Here is a 23544-nt window from a genome sequence, read left to right on the forward strand (position 1 = left end):
GGACTTCTGCGAACGGCGACCTGCGGAAACGTGATCGCTTGCGGGCCTCTCGCAGAACTCGCAGAGACGACCATTTGTGAGAACGCCGCCGCGCCACCGCCGGCACCGGACGCTCGTTGACCTCCGTATGAACATGCTCCCGCGCGAGACCGCGCGGTACCTACCCCGTCCCCGCGGTGTGCGGATTCTGATGATGGCGATCGCCGTCGCGACGGTGGCCGCGGCCCTGCTCGCCGTGACGCTCGGCTGAGAGCGGCCGCCCACCCGCCCCTGTCCGGCTTGCGTCGTACGGTGGTTCGATGTTCGCCATGTATCACCGCACCAAGGGTGGTGCTCCGCTGCTCGGAGTGCCCGCCGGGCAGCCGGGCCCCTTCGGCACGCACGAGGAGGAGGACCTGGCCCCCGGCGAGACGGACCAGGGCGAGCCGCACGCGGACCCGGAGGCGGGCTTGTAGGGACCGATCGCCCCAACGACGAGGGTGGCCCCGTGTGTCACCTGAAAACCGACGAGACCACCCTGCGGCGCCAGCCTACGCACTGTCGGCGCCCGGTTCAGGCGTTCCGCACCAAGCCAAGAGGCGATCCCGTCACCGGCGTTGGGCGGGGATTGCGGCGGCCATGAGGTCCAGCTTCTCGATCAGGAGCCGCGCGTCACTGGCGGCGTCGTGCGGGCCGCCGAGCTTCTGGAACCGGTAGGTGCCGCGGTGTGCGGACCAGAGTCCCTTGAACACCGCGTACGGCTCGATCGCGTCCCTCCAGCGCACGGCCTCCATCCAGGCCGCGGCCTGCTCCTGGCAGGCGAAGTGGCGGGTCAGTTCGCGCTGGAAGACCTCGCGGTCGAGGGCGCCGTAGGTGATGGCGGTGTGGCCGTGCAGCACGTCGGTGAGCCGGGGCAGCAGCGTGCTGAAGGTCTCCGCTGCGCGGACCTTGTCCGGGGTGATGCCGTGCACCGTGATGGCGTCGGGCTCGATCACGGCCTCTTGTGGGTTGACCAGTTCCGCCGAGGGCCCGCTGCTGGGCGGCACCATCTCGTTCATGTCCGCGCGCACCCACGCCGCCCCGGCCTTCGGCAACCCCGCCCACTGGGCCGCGGAACTGCCGGAGAAGACCCGCCCCGCCCGGCACGGGCCTGAGTGGCTGACCGCCGCCACCGAGGAAGCGTTCCACCTGCGCTTCCTCGCCCAAAGCCCCGTCCCCGACGCGCAGATGACCCACGTCGGCGAGGTCATGCACCTGGTCGACGCCGTCACCGGCTCCGCCGCCACCCTCACCCCGCACGACGGCGGCTGGCAGGTGCGCGAGGGCGGCCCGGTCAAGCTATGGGCGCGCATCGAGCGCGTCCTGGACGCCTACGAGGCGGCCGGAAAGCCCGGGGCCTGAGACGTTCACTCTGCACGTGTACGGCGGCGGGCAGCACCTGCGCCACCCGCAGCTGCCCGGCCTGCCCCTGCCCAGGCCCTGAGACGGCCCGCACGCACCGTGCTCCCGGACGGGGAGAGTGACGGCCCCCGCCCGGGAGCACGGCAACAGCATCGGGCGGTCACTGTTCCTGGTAGCCGACCGTGCAGAGCGCGGACCTTCAGGATGCCGACCCGGGCGCAGGGTCCGGCGCCGACTGAGGAGCCTGAGTGTCAGGGGCGGAGCGCGGGCCGGGCACCACGGGCGCCGGGGCGAGGCCGAGCCGGTTGTTCATGTTGAGCTCGAACCGGCCGTACGGATTCACATGGGTCCAGAACAGCGGGGACAGGGCCCGCCGGTCGGCGTCGGTGAGCTTGTCCGCCCACTTCGGCTCGGCCAGGATCTCCTGCAGCAGCAGCGTATTGACGTGCACGAGAGCCGACTGCAGGAGATGGAGGGCGAGCATGGAGACCTCCTGGCTCTCCTTGTCATCGCCAGTCAGGTCGCCGTCCTTGCCGTAGAACAGATCGTGGTTGGCGGAGTTCCAGTTCTCCACCACCTGCAGCCCGTCGTTGATCTCCTGGCGAAGTGCGGCATCCGCGAGGTAGTCGCAGATGAACGCCGTACGTATCGCCCGCCCCAGCTCCTCGATGGCCTGGTAGGTGGGGTGCTTGGGGCCGCCGCGGGTGAAGCGCCGCAGGACCTGCTCAGCCTCCGCGGTCCCCAGGCGGAGCGCGGTGGTGTACTTGACGATCTGGTCGTACTGCTGGCGGATCAGCTCCCAGTCGATCGTCTTCTTCGACAGCACCGGCCCCAGCCGCGGCCACGTCTCATCCTCCCCGGTGGCCGGGCGGTACAGGCGGGCGGAGCCGACGTTCTTCAGCCGCGGCAGCAGGTTGAAGCCGAGCATGTGGGCGAAGGCGAACCCGACGATGGACGCGCCGTGCGTATCGGTGTACTGCCGGTCGACGACCATCTCAGTGCAGTGCCGCAGCACCCCCTCGATCATCGCCGCCACCTCGGAGGCGGAACACGACTTCAGCTGGCTGTAGACACAGACCGACTTCCGCTCGACGTGCCAATAGATCATGACCCCGGGGCCCCGGTAGCGCTGGTGCCACTCGGTCATGAAGTTGCTGGACCAGGGGCCGAACTTCTTGCTGTCACTTGCACACGCGGTTCCCTCGCCCCACCACTGCTCGTCGCGGGCGGTGAAGGTGGAGTTGACCAGCTTCACCAGCGCGGAGCGCATATTGGCACGGTTGACGAACAGATGCCGCACCCGCCGCAGGACCGCCTCCGTTTCACCATGCTTGCCGGTCACCGTCACCCGCTTGATCCCCATGTTCGTGCCCAGCGCAAAGAGCACCAACAACAGCCGGCGCCGCAGCACCGCCTTCGGCGTGACCTCCCTCGTGGCCACCGACACGAACTCGTCGGTGAAGTCGGTGGCGAACTCGGCCTCCTTGAGGATGTCGAGCAGGTCGATGGTGCCCCAGCGGCGTTCGATCTCCGCCTTCAGCGCGGTGAGGTTCTCCGGCTCCTCCTGCTTGCCCAGCGGGGACACCTTGATCCAGGGCTCGCTGCGCTTGGTGGTGATCTCCACCCCGCCCGTGGTGCCGAGTTCGAGCGCGGTATCGAAGCGGGTCAGCGCATCGCGGAGCTTCTTCTCCAGGCCGTCGGTGAACGCCTTCGCATCCAGCGGCTGCCTGATGGCGTCGTAGTGCACATCCCGGTTGTCCTCGAAGTCCGGCGGCAGATCATCCTCCGGGTTACGCCACCGGTTCGCCCCCACCACCCATATCTCCCGCCGCCGCAGCGCGTCCCGCAGCGAGACCAGAACGCACAACTCGTAGGGGATGCGCTCGACCCGGTCTTGGTCGTCGACCACGGCCTTGCGCCACTGGTCCGGCACCACCTTGTCCAGGGGAATCTTCTCCGCCTTGTCGAAGTAGGCGCCCTCGCTGATCGGCTGGTCCAGATACTGCTTGAGCAGGTCGATCGCGTCCATCACCGGCCGGTAGACGGTGTTGTTGCTCTTCAACTCCAGCGCCCTGAGCAGCGGCTTGAGCATCCGCCGCCAGTGCCCCGAGTACGACGAGCGCAGCACGGTACGCACCCTCGCCTTGTAGCGGGCCTCGTTCGCCGCAGCCTCGGCCGCGAGCGCCCTGAGCGTCCTCTCCCCGCCCACCACCGGGTAGATCACCCGCCGCACCGTGCCCGCCGGCTCCGCGAGCGCTGCCTCGGCGACCCGCAGCATCATGCCCTCCTTGCCGCGCACGCGCTTGAGTTCCTTGACGAACTCGCCCTCGGCCTTCTTCTCCGCCCGGGTGTTGATCTTCTGCACCAGCTGGATGAACAGGTCCACCAGCGTGTCCGTGATCTCCGTCTGCCGCACATGGCACAGCGTGGCCAGCAGCGTGTAACGCACCGGAGGCTTCGCCGCCCGCAGATCGGACGGGTACTCCTTCGACGCGCGGGCCCGCCAGGCGGCCACCTGCTTCTCCGAGACGTCCGCGAACAGCTCCGGCGGCATCTGCAGTTTCCGCACCCGCTTCAGCTTGGTGATCTCCCCAAGCAGCGACTCCAGCCCGAGCCCGGCCGGGTCCGCCTTCAACTCGGTGAAGAACGTCTGCCCGCCGCCGACACTGGCTTTCTCCTCACCGTCCTCGCCGTCGTCCTCGGCAACCAGATCGTCCAGCCTCGAGCGCGTCGCCGCCGACAACCGCCCGGTGGTGGTCTCGCAGAACCGGCTCTCGAAGGTGTTCACCGCCGATCCCACCAGCCGGGCCACCTGGCGCGGCGTCGGCGGCTCCATAAACGTCTTGCGGCACCGGGCCACCACCGCCTCGGCCAAGCGCTCCCGCGACAGCTCCACCGGGCGCAACTTCACGGCCAGCCACTCAGCGAGCTGGGCCTGGTCTTCCTTGGTGCACTCCCTAAACCCGTACGCCTCCCGGATCTCCATACGGTGCCGCTGAATCGCCCGCCCCGACCAGTCATACGCCGCCCACTGCCCGGCATCCACCTTCACCTGCTGGGCCAGGTACGAGACAGCGGCCTCGGGCACCTCCCGCGCACTCTCCGGGAAGCGGGCCTCCACTTCGAAGAACTTCAGCAACAGCGCGAACCCCAGCCGGTTCGCCCCCGACTTGTTCCGTAACTTGGCCATGTCGTCTTCGAGCAGCGTCCAGACCTCGATCAGATCCTCCGGCTCCCACTCCTGACGCATACACCCCTCCTGCCTCAACAATCAGTGACAACCGTCACCCTGAGACAGGAGCGCACCCCTCAAGAACCCCAAAATCCCAAGCGCCACACAGGCGCCACCCCTCGCCACACCACTACGTACCGTTACATGTCGCTTCGGCGTAGCTTCGGGAGTACAGGGCCGTCGAGGGTGCCGTAGGTGACGGCGGTGCGGCCGTGCAGCACCTCGGCGAGCCGCGGCAGCAGCGCGCTGAAGGTCTCCGCCCCTGCTCTGCGGATCTTGTCCGGGGTGATGCCGTGCACCGTGATGGCGCCGGGCTCGATCATCGCGTCCTGCGGGTCGACCAGCTCGTCGAAGAGGGTGGTGCCGTCGCAGGCGATGACGGCGATCTGCACCGCGTAGGCGTGCGTGAGGCCGGTACTCTCCACGTCGATGGCGACCAGGCGCGAATCGGCGAGGAGGCGGCGGGCCCAGTGGGCGGCCTGCTCGCGCTCGCGCGGCCAGGAGGCCGGGCGGCCCAGGGCGCGCACGGCATCATCGAGGCCGCGGTGCCGCTCAGCGGTCGCGCCGATCCGCCACAGCGGGCCGTCCACTCACACCTGCATAACCACCATGCCCAAGAAGCGGCCGCTGTCGTAGATGCCCCAGGCGGCGGCGTCGGTATCGGCGGGTCTGACGAAGTCGGCGCTCAGCCCGTCGATCGTGCGGCTGAACAGGTCGTCCCACGCCGTGGGGTCTGCGACGGTCACCCGTGCCCTCCCTGATGGTCCGGTCGCAGATCACCGTAGTGCGCGACTGCGGCAGCCGGGACAGAAGGGGAGATCCGGGGCGGGCCCGTCACGGATTGGTCCTCCCGCCCCGGAAACCAGCCCGGCTGACGCTATCGGCGCCGAGGCGCGTCAGTTCTCCAGTTCCCTGAGGATTGAGCGTGTTCAAGCGTTAGGCGAGGTTGCTGGATGCGGCCGCCGTGCCGTGGAGGCCCGGCGGCCGCTGGGAGTTCCCGTGCAGGGTGTCGCGGTTCCGGGGGTTACACCTTGATCTTCTTGAAGAAGTTGCTGAAGCGTTCGAGGCTGACGGTCCCGGCCTTCTTCGTGAAGACGCCGACCGTGTTCCATTCGCCGACGGTCTGTCCGATGCTGGCACTCAGGACGGTGCGGGCGGCCGTGTCTTTCGCCGACTGATCCACCGGAGTGGCCCAGTCGACGGCGGTGGGCACCTGAGTGGCCAGGGCAAACGCCCCCTCCAGTACCTTGCCGGGGATCTTGCTCTGGGTGGCGGTGCCGGTGACCGCCTTGGCCCCCTTCTTGCCGAGGTAGTCGAAGACCCGGCTGGCGTCGGATGCGCTCTTGCTGGCGATCGCCCCGACAAAGGCCCGCCCGCTGTTGCTGACGACCACGTTGGCGACCTTGTTCATGCGGGCCGCGGCCCAGGCGCCCTTCGCGCCCTTGGACACGGTGCCGACGAACGGGATGGCAGAGATCACATCTGCGGCGATGGTGATGCCGTCGGCAGTCTCCACCTTGTCCTTGAGGGAGATGGCCTTCGCGTGCAGGCCGAGCGACACGGCCGCGGTGAGGATGGCGACGGGGCCCGCGATCACGGACAGTCCCGGGATGAACGCCAGGACGCCGGCGACGGCGCTGACCATGCCCAGGACGTCGCCCCAAAAGCCCCAGCGGTCGATCTCCGCCTGCTTCGCCGCGGCCCGCTCGGCGGCCCACTCCGCGGTCTTCTTATACAGCCACTGCTCTTCCTCGCCCCGGGTCGCGATCACCTTGGCGAGTTCCCGGTCCACGAAGAAGCACTGCAACTGGTACTCGGCCTGCACCGCCAGGGCCGTGTCCACCAGGTTGTACAGCAGGCCGTCGGGGATGCGCTCGGTGGGGTAGCCGTGGTCTTTCAGGCGCCACAGCACCATGTCAAAGCCCGACCCCTTAAAGGACGTGTCCACGGTCCGGTCCTTGCGGCTGAAGGAGTAGTACGAATAGCCGCGGCTGCCGAGTTCACGGGCGATTTCCGGGTCGTGGAAATCCACGACACTGTGTGCCGTGTACACCCGCCGGAACGGGGGTGCCACATACCTCTCCATACGAGAGTGTTCACCCGGCTGCGCAGCGGCGAGTTCCTGGGCGAAGGTCTTGGTCAGCTGTGCGAGGCCGGGGACGCCCTTGAGCTGGTCGGCGATTGCGTCGGCCACGAGCTGAGGGCCCATCGCCATCGCCTCCTTCTGGCCCTCCTGCCGGGCCCTTTCCCAGATCTCCTCACGTTCCCCCGGGTACAGACCCCCCTCCTTGGCCTGGATTTCGTCGTCAGCCATGGAGACGTACGTATGCCCCCCATGGGCGGGCGGCTTCTGCCACTTGGCCACCAGGGCCTTGGCCACAAGGTCGCGTTTGTCGGCCGTGAGCCAGGCCCCCACCCCCTCCGGCAGGCGCAGCTGGCTGACCGTGTAGTCGACGGCGCGGCGGGCGGCGGCCTGGTTGAGGGAGTCGATGAACTCCTCGGCCTTCTTGCGGTTCTCGGGGGAGGCGTCGATGTAGGCCCGGTAGGTCTCGTCCAGCCGCTTGAGGGCGTCGACCATGACCTGTTCCTGGTAGGTGAAGGAGCGCAGGAGCTGGCTGACGCGGTACCGGTCCGCGTCGTGCAGGGAGCCCGGGGCCCAGCCCCACATATGCACGGCTTCGCCCTCGTCGCGCAGGAACCGGTTGAGTTCCGTGTGGGCGGCCTGCACGACCAAGTCGTGCACGGCAGCGGTGTAGCCCAGGTGCTCCAGCTTGGTGGCGGATTCGCTTTCCAGTGTGTACAGCGGCTTCATCATGACGGAGTCCTTTGTCCGTGGCGGCGGGCGGCGTCAGCTGAACTTGATGGTGTTGCAGACACCGGCCAGGATGTCGACGTAGTGGTCCCACTCGTCGACGTTCTCGGTGGCGATGGAGAAGTCCGCCATCGCCAGCCGGCCCGGGACCGGCACGAAGACATGCAACTGGCGCACCACGGTGGGCCGTTCACCGGTCTGCAGGAGACCGACCGGCTTGTCGACCTTGCTCTCCTGGGTCAGCAGCACCACCCGCCCGACGGGGTCCGGCAACCTGGTGACACCGACCTCGGCCCCAGAATGGGTCGCGCCCAGCATGCGCGCCAGGCGATCAACGGTGTCCTCGTTGTTGAGCTCGCTGGGACGGGCGATGACCGTCAGCATGGCCGAAGCCAGCCGCTGCTGCTCCGGCGGGGCGTTCTCCGGGGTCTTCGACAGCAGCGTGCCGGCGTAGACGGCGCCGGCCGCGGTCAGCACCTCGAACATCGTCTGCTGCGCCAGGACGGCGTGTGCGACCTCCTCCTGCGGCGGCTGGGGCTCGAGCTGTCCGAGCCGCTCGAGCAGCATGTTGGTGTTCTCCTCCGCGGAGCCCATCAGGTCCAGGGACTCAAACTCCTGGGGAACCGAGAACGTCAGCGGCAGCTCCACCCCGGACGCGGCCGAGGGAACCCGCTCCAGCGTCCACAGCCGGTAGGCGTGGGTCTCCTGCTTGTCCTCGTAGATCTCCGCCGCGGCGCCCGCGTCATGGCTGTGGCCCACGATGTTGAGCCACCCGTCGGCCCCGCCGACCACGCACTTCAGCTTCCAGGCGTCACCGTCCGGGACGGCCTCCTTGACCAGCTCCCACATGTAGCTGTCGGCGTGATCCGGCTCGTAGACGAACTCCTCCACCTTGGTGCTGTTGCTACCGCTGTGCCCCCAGGGGTGCAGGTACGACTGCCGCCGCTGCATATTGCGCAGCATGAAACGCCCCTGGGCATTGCCCCGGCGTAACTCCCACAGCTGCGACTGGCGCTCCTCGCCCTCCCGCAGCGGCTCCAGCTCGACCATCCCGTGCTCCGCACGGTCCGCAGTCGGCTTCCCCGTCAGGTACAGCCCGGTCTTGTGGTTCTTGATCAGGTACTGGCTGCCTTCGATCAGCTCGCTCACACACACTCCTCGTAGATGCAGGGCGCCCAGTACCTCGCAGAAACCGAAGGCGTGTAAACAGCGCGAGCCCGCGCCAAGAATGGTTCAGGCCAGATCCCACGGGGCTGAACACACTGACTTGCCAGGGAAGTGGTGAGCGAGGAAGAGGCGGGCACGCTCGTCGAGTTCGGCAGCGCACCGCACGCCGCGCGAGCGGTAGGGGCGCAGGTCGGAGCGCAGGGTGCGTACGGCCTTGAGGGTGCGGGCGGACTTGACCCCGGCCATGGTGTCGATGGCCCGGTCCCAGGTGCCACAGGCTTGCTCGATGTGGCCCTGCCTGGCCTGCTGTTCGGCCTGGGCGACCAAGTCGAGGGCGATGATCCGCGCGTAGGTAGTGCCGGGTCGGCTGGCGGCGGCGGTCGCGTAACTGCGGGCGGAGTTGGGGCGGTCGCCGAGCGTCTCGAAGACCTTCGCGGTGCGGGAGTGGACGGTGGCCGCGGGCGGGCCCCAGGCCAGCGCCCAGAACGGCACCTCGTCCCCGGCCCTGGCCCCGGCAGCGAGGGCGGCATGGGCGCGGTCCATGTCGGCAACGGCGCGTCGGCGCTGGCCGGTCTTGGCGAGCGCGTGGGCGTGGGTGATGGCGAACAGCGCCTCGACCTGTTCATCCACCCGGCCCTTCGCGCGGCTCCAGCCCGTCTCGGCCAGGGCCAGGCAGTGCTCGGCCCGGTGCAGCTTCATGCCCTGCTGCGACATCGTGCGCATCACGAACCCGTCCTGGCCGGGGACGCCGGATTCCCGCGCGAGGGCGAAGGACTGCAGGTAGTACCGCTGGGCCAGGCTCTGTTCCCCGCTGTCGTACGCCCGCCAGCCCGCCAGGTGGGCTGCGGCGGAGGCGACCGAGAACGCCTCGGCCCGCACGTCGCCGGTGGCGAACCGGCCCTGGCACAGCGGGGCGATCTCGGTGGTCAGGAAGCGCTCGAAGGTCTTCTGGCCGTACTGGCCGCCGTGTTTCTCGTCCATGTCCATGAAGCACGTGAGCATGTCCCGGGCGGCGGCGACGTCGGCCTGCCCGGCAATCGCGCCGCCGCTGATGGTGCGGGAGCGGGCGGCGGCCTCCTGGACGGCCTGCAGGGGGAGGGTTGCGGCGGCCATGGAATACGCGGAGGTGGCAAGGAATCGGCGGCGGTTCACATCAGCCTCCCCAAGGGCGATGAGCGTCTCCAGCGGGTCGCAGTCCAGCGTCAGGCCGATGCTTTCATCTTCGCCACCGCAGGGGGAACCAAGTCCGAGGTCGTCGCGGGTGATCCGGCGCCCGAGGCGGCGGGAGAGCGCCTCGGCCAGGTAGCCGGGCGTCTGCCCGGACGGTTCGGCGCCCAGGACCCAGTGGTGGACGGCCGACTTGTTGGTCCCCAGCGCCTGTCCGCTCTCGGCGGCAATGGCCCGCACGGCGCGGGCGACGGCCTCGTACGGCAGCTCGGACTCGTCGATCAGGGCTTTGAGCTGGTGGTTCGCGGGTCGCTGGGTCATGGCGTGACCGCCTTCGTATACCCGATATACGGCTTGGCGCGCTCGGCACGGTACCCGTCTTCCTCCTTGCCCAGTTCACTCATTCACAAAGCCCGATGACGCACTGTCAGCGGGATCGGCCGAGTAGGAAAGGGGTTCGCGATGAAGGACCAGAAGCGGCCGTGGGAGTCCGTGTTCGCCGGGCCGGTCGCACTCGCCGTGCCCAGGGGCACCGCCCGATTCGACGAGAAGCCGCAGGAGAGCTCCGATCAGGGCCGGTTCGAGGACTGATCCAGCTCCGCCGTCCGTCCAGCACCACCGGGGCCCGCGCCCGGCCTGCGCCGCGCGGGCCCCGTCGCATGCCCGCCAGCCGTACGAGAGGGGAGAGCCAAGGATGTTGACGTTGTCGGTCGACCTGCGGACCGGTTCGGGGCCGTGGCAGTGGTGTGACCAGACGGAAGGCTGCTGGGTGAGGGGCGGGGACCGCATCCGGCCGCTGGCCAACCCCGCGCTGGAAGCGCGGGCGGTCACCGACGGCACGCGCACGCTGATGGTGGTCCGCGAACGGGCCGCCGGACTCGCCTCGCTGCTGCGCTCCACAGCACCGGTCCGCGTGGATGCCGCGGTGTACGCCCGCGCCGTCGAGGAGTGCCGCGCCTGGCCGCTCCAGTCCATCTGGACCGAGGCAGGCCCCGACGGGTTACGGCTTCAGACCGGGCTCGGCGGCGTCTGCCCGCTCTACCTCGCCTACGACAAGGGAACGTTGGCCGCATCGTGGCAGCTGATGGACCTCCGCGCACACCAGGCGGCGGACAAGCTCGACGAGAAGGAGGTCATGCGGCTGCTGACCGGGCACCCCCGCTACGGGCACGACACCCTGTTCACCACCATCAAGCGGCTCTCCGAGCGGTCGACGGCGTACGCCAACGCCGAGGGCCTGCGCCTGGTCTACCCGGCCGCCGCCGAGCACGCCCAGCCCTCCGAGCTCGCCGAGAACACCGGCAGCGCCGAGCTCGTCGAGGCGTTCGAGGCGCTCGTCGACCACATCCACGCTCGCCGCCCGCTCATCCCGGCCCAGACGGCGGCGCAGTTGTCCGGCGGGAAGGACTCCACCAACCTCGCGATCTCCCTCGCCCTCGCGCACCCGGGCGTCATCACGCCGTGCGCGCTGCTGATCGGCGGCGAGGCCGGGCCCCAACAGGCCGAGCGGCGCCGCCTGGTCATCGACCACTTCGGCTTCACCCCCGACATCACGGTGCCCGCCGCCGAGCACCCGCCGCTCGCCCCGGGCGGCCTGCGCAGAGCGCATCCGCAGGCCATCAGCCCGCTGGACGAGCCACACCTGGAGGCGGCCGACACACTCGCCCAGGCACTGATGGCGCGCGGCCTGACCACCGTGGTGGCCGGGTTCGGCGGCGACGAAGTCGCCCGCGTCCGACGCCCCGGCGGCGGGCCCGCCCGTACTCCCGAGGCGCCGGCCTGGTGCGGGCAGCGGGTGCGCGACCTGCTCGGCGAGGTCAACACCGGCATCGCCCCGGCGACCGTGGCGCCGGAGACCGCACTGGTCGCCCTGGAGGTCGCCACCCCGCTGCTGGCCCGCCGGGGCCTGTGGACCGTCGCACCGTTCACCGACCCGGAGTTGGTCCGGTTCGGGCAGCGCCTCCCGGTGGAGTGGAAGCGGGACAAGCGGCTGCTGACCGAGCGGTTCGCCACCCGCGGCCTGCCCGACGCCGTGGTGCACCCCACCCTGCGGGAGAACTTCGCGCACCTGATGAACACCGCCGTGCACGCCTACGCCTCCGGCCTGCTGCGGAGCTGGGGCAAGGACCTGCACCTGATCGACCAGGGATTCCTCGACGCCGCCGTACTCTCCGAGACCGTCGAGCGAGCCGCCCTCGGGCCCAAGGAGGCCGCACCGTACCGCACCGGCCTGTTCCTGATCACCGCCGTCGAACTGGCCCTGCGGGCCCTGTAGACACGGGTCCACCACAGGGACGACATCGGCCCGAACGGGCCCTGACGCCCCGGCACTCACGCCAGGATGGGGCGGGTGACGCAGTCCTCACCCGCCCCGAAAACCTCCGGCTCCCCGCAGCAGGTCGGCTACCAGAGCGACCCGCACTTCGAGGACATCGCGACCGCCTCCTGGTGGCAGATGGCCGCCCGGCTCCCGCGCACGCTCGGCGCCGCCGTACGGCTCGGGTGGGCCGCCGACCGAGCAGCGATGCTCTGGCTCGGCCTGTGCCAGCTGGTTGTCGCCGTCTCCTCGGCCGTCGCGCTCGCGGCCCTGCCCGGCGCGATGACGCACCTGATGGGCGGCGGGCAGGTCGCCGACCGGGTGAGCGCCGCCGCCCCCGCGCTGATCCTGGTCGCCGTCGCGAGTGGCGTGCGGGCCGGGGCCGACGCGCTCGCCGTGTACGCCTCCGCCCGCCTGGCCCCGGAGGTGGCCACCGAGGCGGACCTCCAGATCATCGCGGCGACCCCCGAAGTGGAGCTGGAAGCCTACGAGCGGCCCGGGTTCACCGACCGGCTCCAGGCTGCGGGCAAGGGCGCCGAGGCGACCGAGAACCTCATCGGCGACGCCCAGGCCCTGGTCTCCGCGCTCGCCCAGCTCACCGCGGCGGCCGGGGTGCTCACCGTGCTGCACCCGCTGCTGCTGCCGCTGCTCGTCCTGGCCGTGGTGCCCAAGGGCGCCGCCGCCATCACCACCGCGCGCATCCAGCACCGCGCCGACTACCAGAACATCTCCGACAACCACCTGCGCTACCTGCTGCGGTACTACTCCACCGACCGCCGCACCGCCGCCGAGGTCCGCGCCACCACCATGTCCGGCTTCCTTCAGTCCTGGTACCGGCAGATCACTGACCGGATCAAGGCCACCCACCGCCAGGCCGCCCCCCGCGTCCTGCGGGTCACGCTGCTCGGCGCGGGCGTCAGCGGGATGATGCTCGCCGCGACCTGGGCCGCGCTCGGCTGGCTGGCGGCCACCGGACGGATGGATCTGGCGGTCGCGGCGACCGCAGTCATCGCGGTGCGCACCTCGACCGGCGCCCTGACCTCCCTGGTCATGGCGGCGGCGCGGTTGTTCCGCACCTCGCTGTACCTGGAGGACTGGCAGGCGTTCCTGCGCCGGGCCAGCGCCCTGCGCGCCGTACGCGGCCCCAAGACGATCCCGGCCGATGCGCCCGCCGTGATCGAGGCGAAGGACGTCACGTACACCTACCCCGGCGCCGAGACCCCGGCGGTCGACGGCGTCAGCCTCACCCTCCGCAAGGGCGAGCTGATCGCGCTGGTCGGCGAGAACGGCTCCGGCAAGACCACGCTCTCAGCCCTGCTCACCGGGCTGCGCGTCGCCAACGGCGGCGGCACGGTGACCTGGGACGGCACCGACCTCGCCGGGGCGGACCCCTACGGCGTGTGGTCGCGGGTCGGTCTGGTGCCGCAGGACTACACGCGGTGGCCGATGGACCTGCGCGCCAACATCCACCTCGGCCAGCCCCGCACCGAAGACGACGCTCTCCTCCTGCACGCGGCGAAGGCGGCCGGCGCGGACAGCGTCATCAACAAGGCGCCGTACGGGCTCGACACCCTGGTGGCGAGCTCGAACTGGGGCGGCACCGACCTGTCCGGCGGGCAGTGGCAGCGCATCGCGGTCGCTCGCGCGTTCTACAGGGACGCCGCCATGCTCATGCTGGACGAGCCCACCTCGGCGATGGACCCGCGCGCCGAGCACCTGGTGATCAGCCGGTTCAAGGAGCTCGCCGCGGGCAAGGCCGCCGTCTTCGTCACGCACAACCTGGAAAACGCCCGCATCGCCGACCGCATCATCGTCCTCGACGGCGGCCGCGTACGAGAACAAGGCGACTTCCAGACCCTGATGGATCTTGGTGGCGGGCTCTTCGCCGAGCTGTACAAACTCTCTCAGGACCGGTGATCACCAAGGCGTGCTGCGGCTACTCGCGGGGGCCGCTCAGCAGCGTCTGAAGGTCCTCATCCGTCAGCCCCAAGGCCACCAGCAGCGCACGGATCTCACCGACGTACCCCTGGGCCTGGTCACACAGGCTGACCAGAGCGGAGGTCGAACGGCAGGAGTCGGCCCCACTCAGCCACCTCCTGGCAGCGAGGAGATGGAGCGTCGCCATCGCCAGCTCGTGCCCCACATCGATCGCCGCATCGCCGCTGGGCTTGTCCTTGCCGCACCTCGCCATGCCGTGCTCAACGACCAGCCGCCGCCCAGGTTGCCGCCGCGCCGCCACCATCCGGCAGTGCCGACAAGTGGCGCCCTGGCTGCCGCCTCGTCCAGATCACGCTGCTCCCGCCGCGGCCGCAGCCCAGTCCTCTTCGCCATCGTCGTCATCGTCGAGGTCGGGGGCGTCCGGGTCGCGCAGCGGGCGCAGGCCCTCGGGCGGGGTGGTGGGGGTGAAGCTGTAGCGGCCCAGGACGTTGAGGTTCTTGAACTTCAGCGGGGACAGGCGGGCGACGTCCTCATCGCTGATCTCGTGGCCTTCGGCGCGCAGTTGGGCGACTGCGGCGTCGATGTACTTCGTCGTCCAGAGCACGACCGCATTCAAAACGAGGCCCAGTGACCCGAGTTGGTCTTCCATTCCGTCCCGGTATGCCTGGTGGATGGTGCCCTTCTTGCCGTGGCAGATGTCGCGGGCGAGGGTGTGGCGGGACTCCTGGACGGACAGCTGCTTGCCCATCTGCCGCCGGTAGGTGTCATCGACCGGGTCGACCATCTGGAGCAGGTGCAGGGTCTTGGCGATGCGGCCGTACTCGGCGAACGCCTGCCCCAGCGGCGTGGGCCGTCCCTCGGGGCCGAACATCCGCAGCAGGTCGTAGGCCCGCACCTGGTTGGTGACCAGCGAGCCGGCCACCTTCAGCATCTCCTCCCACTCCGCGGTCACCTTCTTCAGGTTCACCTTGTTCTTGCGGGCCAGATCCGCCAGCGGCCCGTAGCCGCCGGTGGCGATCCCGTCCATCTCCGCCCGCCAGAACCGCTGGTCGGTAAGGTCCTTGAACCGGGGTGAGAAGTTGTAGCCCAGGATCTTGAACAGGCCGAACACCATGTCCGAGTACGAGGCGTTGTCGGTGGTGAGCATCTCCGGCTTGACCCCGCCGTCCAGGTTCAGCAGAGCGTCCAGGATGTGCAGGGAGTCGCGCGGGGTGCCAGGGACCACCATCTGCCCGATGCCGAAGACCTGGTCGTTGACGGCGTTCAGCCAGGTGATGCCGCGTTTGAAGCCGAAGTACTTCGGATTCGGCGCGGTGCTGATGGACTTCACCGGGACGACGAAGCGCAGTCCATCGACCGAGGCGAGCAGCCCGTTGCCCCAGTGCGCCACGATCGGCACCTTCGCCTGGGCCTCGATCAGGGCTGCGTTGGCCGCGGCGATAGTGTCGGCCCGCAGGTAGTACTGGTCGACGTGGACCAGGCGCGAGCGGGTCAGCGCCTGGTGGCCGGGGTTGACCACCGGGGTCATGCCGATGTTGCACGCCTCCGAGACGAGCAGCGCGACGACCGAGGTGGTCAGGTCGTTCATGCGGGTCTTGCCATCGCCCAGGTGCACGAAGGCGTCCAGGAACCCGGTCCAGGAGTGCACCTCGAACAACAGGTCCGGCAGGTCGATCTTCGGGAGCATCTTCTCAACCCGTTTGCGCAGCCAGGCCAGCGACTTGGGCACCCCCAGCGCCCCGAGCTTGTCGACGTTCAGCTTCGCGCGGCCGCCGCCCTCGGGTATCTCGATGCTGACCTTCGCATCCGCGCCGGCCTCTTCGAGGCGTTCGGCCATCTGCTTCCACGCCGCGTCCAGAACTCGCACCAGCTCCGCCAGATGCTCCTCGACGGGCGCCTCCAGGCTCAGGCCGGCCAGTACGTCCTCGCGCACCGCCAGCCACGGCTTGCCGTCCAGCAGACGGGCGCGCGGGTTGGAGAAGCGGTGCGAGGGGGACGCGAAGATGGCGCGGCTGATCAGCGCCCGGTACAGCTGTTCCAGCACGCACACCACGTAGGCGTCGCGGTCCACCGCGCCCTGCGGCAGGTCCTTGTTCGCGTACACCGCCTTGCGCCAGTACGGCGGTACGACCTTGTCGTCGACCTCCCTCTTCAGCAGCGGCTTCTTCGTCACCTGGCGGCGGCTGAGTGCGGGCAGGCCCTTGACCGCGGCCAGGACCCGTTCCCCGGCCGGGGCCGCGCCGAGCATCTTGGTGTCGCCGAGCAGCGACAGGAACGGCTTGACGGTGTTGTAGCGGCCCGTCAGCGCCTCGCGGATCGCGATCTCCGCCGAGTCGTCGTCCTCCGGGACCAGGCTCGCCACCGTGGTGGCCGCGCTCCACAGCTGGGCCCTCGGCGCGACCTCCTCCAGGGCCTTCCACATCGCGGCCGCGTCCACCGCCTTGCCGCTCTCCTCGATGTGCTCCAGCTCCTCCAGGAACACCTTCGACATGCGAGCCGTGATGCGCGACGCCTTCTCCAGCTGCGGCAGCGTGGAGAGCCGGTCCTTGTTCGTGAGCCGCTTCGCGGTGCTGATCAGCTTGGTCGCCATCAGCACCGTGAACAGCTCCAGCGCGTCGTCGATGGCCTTGGCCTCCAGGTGCCGCATCACCGCGGTCAGCATCGCGGTGCGCTTCGGCTCGCTCGCCCGCTCCAGGCTCGTCGCCTTCGACCCCAGCCCGTACCGGGCCAGCGCCGCGAGCCGGTTCGGCGGGAGCTTGTCCAGCTTCACCCGCCCCAGCCGGTACACCGCGATCTCATCCACCCGCTCCAGCGCCCGCTTCATCGCCGTGCCCGTGGTCTTCGTCGGCGGCCGACGGAAGGTCTCCAGGTACGAGTACCTCCTGCCCTCCGGCGTCTCCAGCAACGCCACCAGGTCGGCGGGCAGGGATCGGTCCGCCCGCCAGGCCGCCCTGGCGACCGTGGTGTGCAGGCGCTTGTCCGCGATCTCGCGGACCTCGGACACCTGCCGCGCCAGCACCGACACCCCGGGCAGCAGCACCCGGTGCTTACGCAGCCAGCCCACCGCATAGTCGAACAGAGCCTTCGGCCCCTCCGAATGCGCGGTCCACGCCCGACCGTGCAGGAACGTCCGGAACTTCCGCCCCCACTCCGGGTCGTCGTACTCGTGATACTCGTACGCGTCCCGGATCTCCCACGCGTGCTCGTACGCGGTCTTCGGCCGCTCGGTGTACCGCTTCACGACCGACGCATCCTCGATGCCGAGCTGCTCGGCCAGGTGCTCCAGCACCGGCCACGGCACACTCAACGGATCGTCGGGGAGGAACCTGCCGATGTAGCGCACCGTGCACATCTGCAGAGCGAAGCCCAGCTGGTGGAACTGCGTACGCCGCAGCGCGATCAGATCGCGGTCCACGTCGTCCAGGAAGAAGAAGCGCTCCAGCTCCGGACGCGTCGGCTCCTCGACGAACTTCCCGTACGCCTCGGCCTGGTCATCCGTCAGAAATTCCACCGGCATGAGGCGGAGCCAACCACCCGCCGCTACAGAACGTGGATCTTTGGCCGAAGGGCCCCAGGAAGCAGACCACCCGTGCTAGAAGTCCACCGCCCACTGTCCATGATCGTTCTCAGCGCCAACCGCTGTACCGATGTTCCCCAAGCCCGGATATGCCCCCTTCATCAAGGCCCGCCTGTCCACCATCGCCGACGAGTCAGGCGGCCAGGTCGACGTCAACTACTCGGCCCCTGCCTGCTCCTGGGACGCGCTACCGACCCCCGAATCGAACACCACCCGCTGCTTCCCCCAATACATCGGAGGTTCCCACACGGCGGACAGGGAGCGGCAGTGGTTCAACAAGTACGTGGTGACCTCCACTGTCACCACCGACCGCACCGGCGGAGCTCCGGACAACGTGACCGCCTACGAGTACAAGGGCGGCGCTGCCTGGCACTACGACGATGACAACGGCCTGACCAAGGAGAAGTTCAAGACCTGGTCCCAGTGGCGCGGCTACGGCCACGTCCGCGTCAAGAGCGGTGGCCAGGGCGGCGCGACTGCACTGAAGTCCCAGCAGGACTCCTACTTCCTGCGCGGCATGCACGGAGACCGCAAGGACACCACCGGCGGCACCAAGACCGTCTCGGTAAGTCTTGGCAGCGGCGAGGGCGACCCGATCACCGATCACCGTTCCACGGCTGGTTTCGGCTACAAGACCGTCACGTACGACAAGCCTGGAGGCAAGGTCCTCGGTAAACAGGTGAACCGCCCCTGGCACCATGAAACCGCGAAGAAGGTCCGCGACTGGGGCACACTCACCGCGAACTTCACCGGTATATCCCACACCAAGTCCTGGACCTCTCTGGACAACGGCGCTGGTGCCAACTGGCGCGTCACCTCCACCGCGACGAAGCACGACACCGTCGCGGGCCGGGTCACTGAGGTCGACGACTACGGCGACAGCGCCACCGCGGCCGATAACCGGTGCACCCGCACCACCTACGCCACGAACACCGCCAAGAACATTCTCAACTTCCCTGCACGAGAGGAGACCGTCGCGGTCAAGTGTGCCGATACCCCCGACCGGACCAAGGACGTTCTGTCCGATGTCCGCACCGCCTACGACAGCAAGGCATACGGGATCGCCCCCACCAAAGGTGACGTAACCGCGACCGCGACTTTGAAGAAGCACGACGGCACCACCGGCACCTACCTGGAGTCCGGCGCGACCTACGACGCTTACGGCCGTGTGCTGACCGCCACCGATCTCACCGCGAACGTCACCGCCACCAACACTGGCACTCCGGTACGCACCGCACGCACTGACGGCCGCACCGCGACCACGGCCTACAGCCCGGCCACCGGGTTCCCGAGCAAGCTCACGGCAACCACCCCGCCCGCCAAGGACGGCGACAGCGCCACCGCCCAGACGACGGTGACCGAACTGGAGCCGCTGCGCGGCCAGCCGACCGCGACCGTCGACACGAACAACAAGCGCACCACGTTCACCTATGACGCGCTGGGTCGTTCGCATAAGGTGTGGCTCGCCAACCGCCCGACCGACCTGACGCCCAGCTACCAGTTCGCCTACTACGTTGACGAGGGCAAGCCGGTCACAGTCCGCACCCAGACGCTGAACAACAACGGCGGGCAGATCGCCTCCTACACGCTCTACGACGGCTTTCTGCGAGAGCGCCAGGCACAGACCCCCGGCCCGGACGGCGGCCGTATCCTCACCGACGTCTTCTACGACGAACGCGGCCTGACTACCAAGATATTCGCCCCGTACTACACCGAAGGCGCGCCGAGCCGGAACCTGTTCACGCCGGACAACGCGCTGAGTGTGGAGTCCCAGACTCGTCACACCTACGATGGACTGGGCCGCGAGACCGAGACCCGCCAGGTCGCCGGAAACGGCGACGGCGGCACCGTACTCGCCACGACCAAGACGATCCACGGCGGCGACCGCACCACCGTCGTCCCGCCCGAGGGCGGAACCGCCACCACCACCCTCACTGACGCCCGCGGCCAGACCACCGAGCTTCGCCAGCACCACTCCCGCAACGTCACCGCGGCCTACGACACCGTCAAGTACGCCTACACGACGGCCGGTGAGCTCGCCAAGGTAACCGACCAGGCGGGCAACGCCTGGACCTACACGTACGACCAGCTCGGGCGCCAGACCAAAGCCACCGACCCGGACAAGGGCACCACCACCAGCACCTACGACGACCGCGGCCAGCTCACCAGCACCACTGACGCCCGCGGCACCACACTGGCCCACGTCTACGACAACCTCGGCCGCCCCACCGAGCTGCGCGAGGACAGCAAGACGGGCACCCTGCGCGCGAAGTGGGTCTACGACACGATCTATGGAGCCAAGGGCCAGCTCGCCGAATCCACGCGCTACCAGGACGGCAACGCCTACACCTCCAAGGTCACCCAGTACGACCGCCTCTACCGGCCGGTCAGGACCGCCGTTGTGATTCCCGAGAGTGAGGGCGCCCTCGCAGGCATCTACCAGACCGGTACCGCCTACCGGCCCTCCGGTCTGGTCGGCGCGGTGAGCTACTCAAAGGCGGGTTCGCTGCCAGGCGGCAGTTACAACTACTCGTACGACAAGGAGACGCTGCGGCCCACCGCGGTATTCGGCGGTGGTGTGCGCGCGGACGCCACGTACTCACTGACCGGCAAGCTGCTCCAGTACGAGCTGGGCGCCACGTATGGGAAGAAGACCTGGGCCACCAACACCTACGAGTGGGGCACCCAGCGCCTGAAGACCGCCCGCGTCGACCGCGAAGAGCAGAACGGTGTCGACCAGCACACCACGTACGGCTACGACCAGGTCGGCAACGTCCTGTCAGCTTCGGACGTGTCCCGCACCGGCACCGACACCCAGTGCTTCCGTTACGACCACCTGCGCCGCCTCACCCAGGCCTGGACCGAAGGTGACAAGACCTGCGCAGACTCGCAAACCGGGGCACAGATCGGCGGCCCAGCCCCGTACTCGCACTCCTACACCTACGACAAGGTTGGCAACCGCCTCACCGAAACCCTCCACGACCTCGGTGGAGACAGCGCCAAGGACACCAAACGAACCTACGCCTACCCCGAGCCCGGCCAGCCGCAGCCGCACACCCTGACCTCGGTCACCAGCCAGCTGCCCGGCGGCACCACCACCCGCGACTCGTATACCTACGACAAGGCGGGCAACACCACTGCCCGCAACCTGAACGGCACTACCCAGACCCTGACTTGGGACGCCGAAGGCCACGTAGCCAAGGTGACCGAACCGGTCGAGGGCAAGCCGGACAAGGTCACCGAATACCTCTACGACCCCGCCGGTAACCGCCTGATCAGCCGAACCCCCACCGAAACAACTCTCTATCTCGGCCACACCGAAGTCACCCTCCCCAAGGGCGCCACCAAAGCCAAGGCCACCCGCTACACCCCGCTCGGCGGCGGCCACCAGGCCATCAAGGAGGACGACGGCACAGTCAGCCTCACCCTCGCCGACCCCAACGGCACCGGCCAACTCGCCATCAACACGGCTGACCTGGCCATCACCCAGCGCCGCACCCTGCCCTTCGGAGGCACCCGAGGCAAGGCACCCGCGTCCTGGCCCGGCACCAAGGGCTTCATCGGCGGCACCGATGACACCGCTAGCACCGGCCTCACCCACCTCGGGGCTCGCGAATACGACCCCACCACCGGTCGCTTCCTCTCGGTCGACCCCCTCCTGGAACTCATCCACCCTCAAACCCTCAATGGCTACACTTACGCTGCCCAAAACCCCCTCTCCTTCACCGACCCCACCGGTCTCGGTCTCGCCTGTGGTGGCCGCGGAGGTGCCATGGAGGGCTGCGGCAACAACGTCGTCACCGACTCCAGCGGCGCCCGCTCAAAGAACAACCGAGCCCACGGAGGCAATGAACCCGGTTACACCAAGGCAGCGGCCGCTGCCGACGCGAAGGTAGCTGCGGGTAAGGCGACTGGCGCTTTCGGCGGGCACATCCGAGATGAGTCGGACGGCGTTGACCGGAATGGCGACGGCCGGGTGGTCCTGATCCAGGGCGTGGACATTCCCGCGAAGTGGAAGAACACCAAGGCGATCGCCCGTGCCTTCACAGAAAAGCTCAGCACGCTCTGCTACCTGAGTGACTATCGGGACTGCTATGGCGACCTGAGCATGGCCGGTACCCAGGTAACCCTTGCATCCACCCGGAACTATGCCTGCCGTGAGGTCTACGGCCGTGGTTGCCCTGATGGATCCAGGATTGGTTCGATCATGGCGGGCCTTTTCGGGGTCAGTGCGGCGGAAAAGGGGTTTGCTCGCGGGGGACGTAGTTCTCGAACCGGTGGCTGCAAGTGCTTCCTGGCCGGGACCGAAGTCCTCATGGCAGACGGCACTACCAAGAAGATTGAGGACATCGAACTCGGCGACAAGGTCCTGGCCAGCGACCCTGAAACAGGCGAGACTAGTGAACGCGACGTCACAGCAACCATCGTCACGGAAGATGACAAGCACTTCAACGAACTCTCCATAGCCACCAAAGAAGGCGTCGAAGAGCTCACAGCGACCTACGAGCACCCCTTCTGGTCCCCATCCAAGGCCGACTGGATCGACGCTAACGATCTCCGAGCAGGCATGACCCTGCTGACCGACGACGGCGACACGGTCATCGTCACAGCCAACAGGCCCTTCACTAAGCACGCTCGCACGTACAACCTCACCGTCGACGACCTCCACACGTACTATGTGCTGGCGGGGTATACGCCGATATTGGTGCACAATGCCGGAAACTGTCCGGTCGACGGACTTCCTCACGGCGCCCTCGGTGAAGCTGCTACACGCGCACGGCTTCAAAGTGCGGGTTACACGAATATTACAAGCGAGGTCAGATTCAAGAACAGTAGAGGCGATGTATTCCGAGCTGACTTTGTTGCGCAGAATTCCGGAGGTAATTGGGTGGCAATCGAGGTGAAGACCGGCAAGGGTGCATCCCTCACAGATAACCAGAAATTGGGGTATGCTGAACTCGGTCACACCGGTGCAGTGCTGAATACCAGCAGGGTGCCGGGCCTGAGTAAGGGTTCTACGGTGAAGATGGGCATAGAAGTTGATTTGTGGCGCTGTCCGGCGTGCGATCCATAGCGGAAGTTTGGTGACGTACGCAGTCTGGAGAGTATAGGGGCATCGGATGGGATCGAAAGCGGCTGTTGTCATCTTCACCGACGTGGATCCTAGGGGGGTGTTTCAAGGGGGTGCAGGGGCCGATCGCGTAAAGTCGAGATTTCTGGCTGAGAAGGCCGTCAAGGCTTCAGTGCAGGAGCTGGCGCCTCTCCCTCTTGACCTCGCAGTTTGGCCCGGTGCAGGGATCGTGTGCGCGGCGCACTTTTCTGACTTCCAAGTCATCTGCTCCCGCGAACTTGCGCGGGAGCACCCCAGCGCTCTGACCGAATGGATTTCACGTATGGCGGACGGGCGGAACGCCTACGGTGTATTTATGCACAGTGCTGAGGACTGGGCTGCTCTTGGTGTCTGGTCAAGTGAAGGGCTAGTCCGAGCGCTGAGTGTTAAGCCTGGTGTCGGGGTCATCGAGGATGTAGGCGAACGTCTACCCTTCGAGATTCCATTCTGGGGAGGTGATCGGCCAGTGTGTCACGACGTGAACTATGCACTTCCGTTTCATCCGATTGACCTCGGAAATGAAGCCCTGAGGGAATTCTTTGGTTTTATCCTGGAAGGGCGAGAGGATGAGTTCTGTGTGGACCCTGAAGAGATCGAGGTTCCTGCGTTTAGAGGCTCATGTCTCAATGGAGTGCCAATAGCGTAGGCTCTCAATCTTCGCGTCGTGTGATGCCTTCGCGTCGGCGGTGGTCCAGGACTTCGTGCAGGTCCGGGGCCTTCTCGGCGAGAACGTCGATGCCTTCGTGGAGGTAGCGCTAGCCGGTGGCCTGGGAGATGCCGGTGTCGCCACAGCATGGCGCGGGACATCAAGCGTGGCAACGTAGATGACCAACGTGAAGCCTCT

Annotated in this window: 15 protein-coding genes and 3 pseudogenes; 8 read left to right on the forward strand and 10 right to left on the reverse strand. The window is 68.2% G+C overall.

What is annotated here, in order from left to right; translation table 11 throughout:
- Positions 1-127: 127 nt before the first annotated feature.
- Together ACX6XY_RS12155 and ACX6XY_RS12160 are read left to right on the forward strand one after the other, a co-directional pair.
- Positions 128-250, forward strand: coding sequence for a hypothetical protein (locus ACX6XY_RS12155; RefSeq protein WP_460329209.1), 123 nt, complete (start codon positions 128-130; stop codon positions 248-250).
- Between the two features lie 49 nt (positions 251-299).
- Positions 300-455, forward strand: a complete 156-nt coding sequence (locus ACX6XY_RS12160; RefSeq protein ID WP_460329212.1) for a hypothetical protein — start codon at positions 300-302, stop codon at positions 453-455.
- A gap of 132 nt (positions 456-587) precedes the next feature.
- Here the strand turns inward: ACX6XY_RS12160 and ACX6XY_RS12165 are convergent, their stop codons facing one another.
- On the reverse strand, positions 588-1037 hold the full coding sequence (locus ACX6XY_RS12165; RefSeq protein ID WP_460329215.1) for an exonuclease domain-containing protein: 450 nt from the start codon (positions 1035-1037) through the stop codon (positions 588-590).
- Between ACX6XY_RS12165 and ACX6XY_RS12170 the strand changes: the two are divergent.
- Positions 997-1462 (forward strand): annotated as a pseudogene (locus ACX6XY_RS12170) (ATP-grasp peptide maturase system methyltransferase); the annotation flags it as partial. The gene ACX6XY_RS12165 and the pseudogene ACX6XY_RS12170 overlap by 41 nt on opposite strands.
- Positions 1463-1579: 117 nt before the next feature.
- Here ACX6XY_RS12170 and ACX6XY_RS12175 read toward each other — a convergent pair.
- The 6 genes from ACX6XY_RS12175 to ACX6XY_RS12200 form a co-directional block, all read right to left on the reverse strand.
- Positions 1580-4630: a Tn3 family transposase gene (locus tag ACX6XY_RS12175; RefSeq protein ID WP_460329218.1), complete on the reverse strand. Its 3051-nt coding sequence runs from the start codon at positions 4628-4630 to the stop codon at positions 1580-1582.
- A 122-nt stretch (positions 4631-4752) separates the two neighbouring features.
- Positions 4753-5202 (reverse strand): 3'-5' exonuclease, encoded by a 450-nt coding sequence (locus ACX6XY_RS12180; RefSeq protein ID WP_460329221.1) that lies wholly within the window; start codon positions 5200-5202, stop codon positions 4753-4755.
- Positions 5203-5358, reverse strand: coding sequence for a hypothetical protein (locus ACX6XY_RS12185; RefSeq protein ID WP_460329223.1), 156 nt, complete (start codon positions 5356-5358; stop codon positions 5203-5205). It lies immediately after the preceding gene.
- Between the two features lie 278 nt (positions 5359-5636).
- A complete protein-coding gene (locus ACX6XY_RS12190; protein WP_460329226.1) occupies positions 5637-7427 on the reverse strand; it encodes a hypothetical protein in 1791 nt (596 codons plus the stop codon).
- Between the two features lie 33 nt (positions 7428-7460).
- A complete protein-coding gene (locus ACX6XY_RS12195) occupies positions 7461-8573 on the reverse strand; it encodes a hypothetical protein (RefSeq protein ID WP_460329229.1) in 1113 nt (370 codons plus the stop codon).
- 84 nt (positions 8574-8657) lie between these two features.
- Positions 8658-10079, reverse strand: a complete 1422-nt coding sequence (locus ACX6XY_RS12200) for a hypothetical protein (RefSeq protein ID WP_460329232.1) — start codon at positions 10077-10079, stop codon at positions 8658-8660.
- A gap of 141 nt (positions 10080-10220) precedes the next feature.
- Between ACX6XY_RS12200 and ACX6XY_RS12205 the strand changes: the two genes are divergently transcribed.
- The 3 genes from ACX6XY_RS12205 to ACX6XY_RS12215 all read left to right on the forward strand — a co-directional run bounded on the left by ACX6XY_RS12205 (position 10221) and on the right by ACX6XY_RS12215 (position 13992).
- Entirely contained in the window at positions 10221-10349 is a 129-nt protein-coding gene (locus ACX6XY_RS12205; RefSeq protein ID WP_460329235.1) for a hypothetical protein, read from the forward strand.
- A gap of 103 nt (positions 10350-10452) precedes the next feature.
- Positions 10453-12033: an asparagine synthase-related protein gene (locus ACX6XY_RS12210; RefSeq protein WP_460329238.1), complete on the forward strand. Its 1581-nt coding sequence runs from the start codon at positions 10453-10455 to the stop codon at positions 12031-12033.
- Between the two features lie 66 nt (positions 12034-12099).
- A complete protein-coding gene (locus ACX6XY_RS12215) occupies positions 12100-13992 on the forward strand; it encodes an ATP-binding cassette domain-containing protein (protein WP_460329241.1) in 1893 nt (630 codons plus the stop codon).
- A gap of 19 nt (positions 13993-14011) precedes the next feature.
- Here the strand turns inward: ACX6XY_RS12215 and ACX6XY_RS12220 are convergent, their stop codons facing one another.
- A complete protein-coding gene (locus ACX6XY_RS12220) occupies positions 14012-14266 on the reverse strand; it encodes a hypothetical protein (RefSeq protein ID WP_460329244.1) in 255 nt (84 codons plus the stop codon).
- A gap of 96 nt (positions 14267-14362) precedes the next feature.
- Complete coding sequence (locus ACX6XY_RS12225; protein ID WP_460329247.1) at positions 14363-17530, reverse strand: Tn3 family transposase; 3168 nt, start codon at positions 17528-17530, stop codon at positions 14363-14365.
- Between the two features lie 145 nt (positions 17531-17675).
- Here ACX6XY_RS12225 and ACX6XY_RS12230 point away from each other — a divergent pair.
- Together ACX6XY_RS12230 and ACX6XY_RS12235 are read left to right on the forward strand one after the other, a co-directional pair.
- Positions 17676-22664 (forward strand): annotated as a pseudogene (locus ACX6XY_RS12230) (polymorphic toxin-type HINT domain-containing protein); the annotation flags it as partial.
- 46 nt (positions 22665-22710) lie between these two features.
- Positions 22711-23346, forward strand: coding sequence for a DUF6928 family protein (locus tag ACX6XY_RS12235; protein ID WP_460329250.1), 636 nt, complete (start codon positions 22711-22713; stop codon positions 23344-23346).
- Between the two features lie 25 nt (positions 23347-23371).
- Here ACX6XY_RS12235 and ACX6XY_RS12240 read toward each other — a convergent pair.
- Positions 23372-23485: pseudogene (locus ACX6XY_RS12240) on the reverse strand (IS5/IS1182 family transposase); the annotation flags it as partial.
- Positions 23486-23544: the final 59 nt, after the last annotated feature.

The organism is Streptomyces sp. O3 (assembly GCF_054788135.1).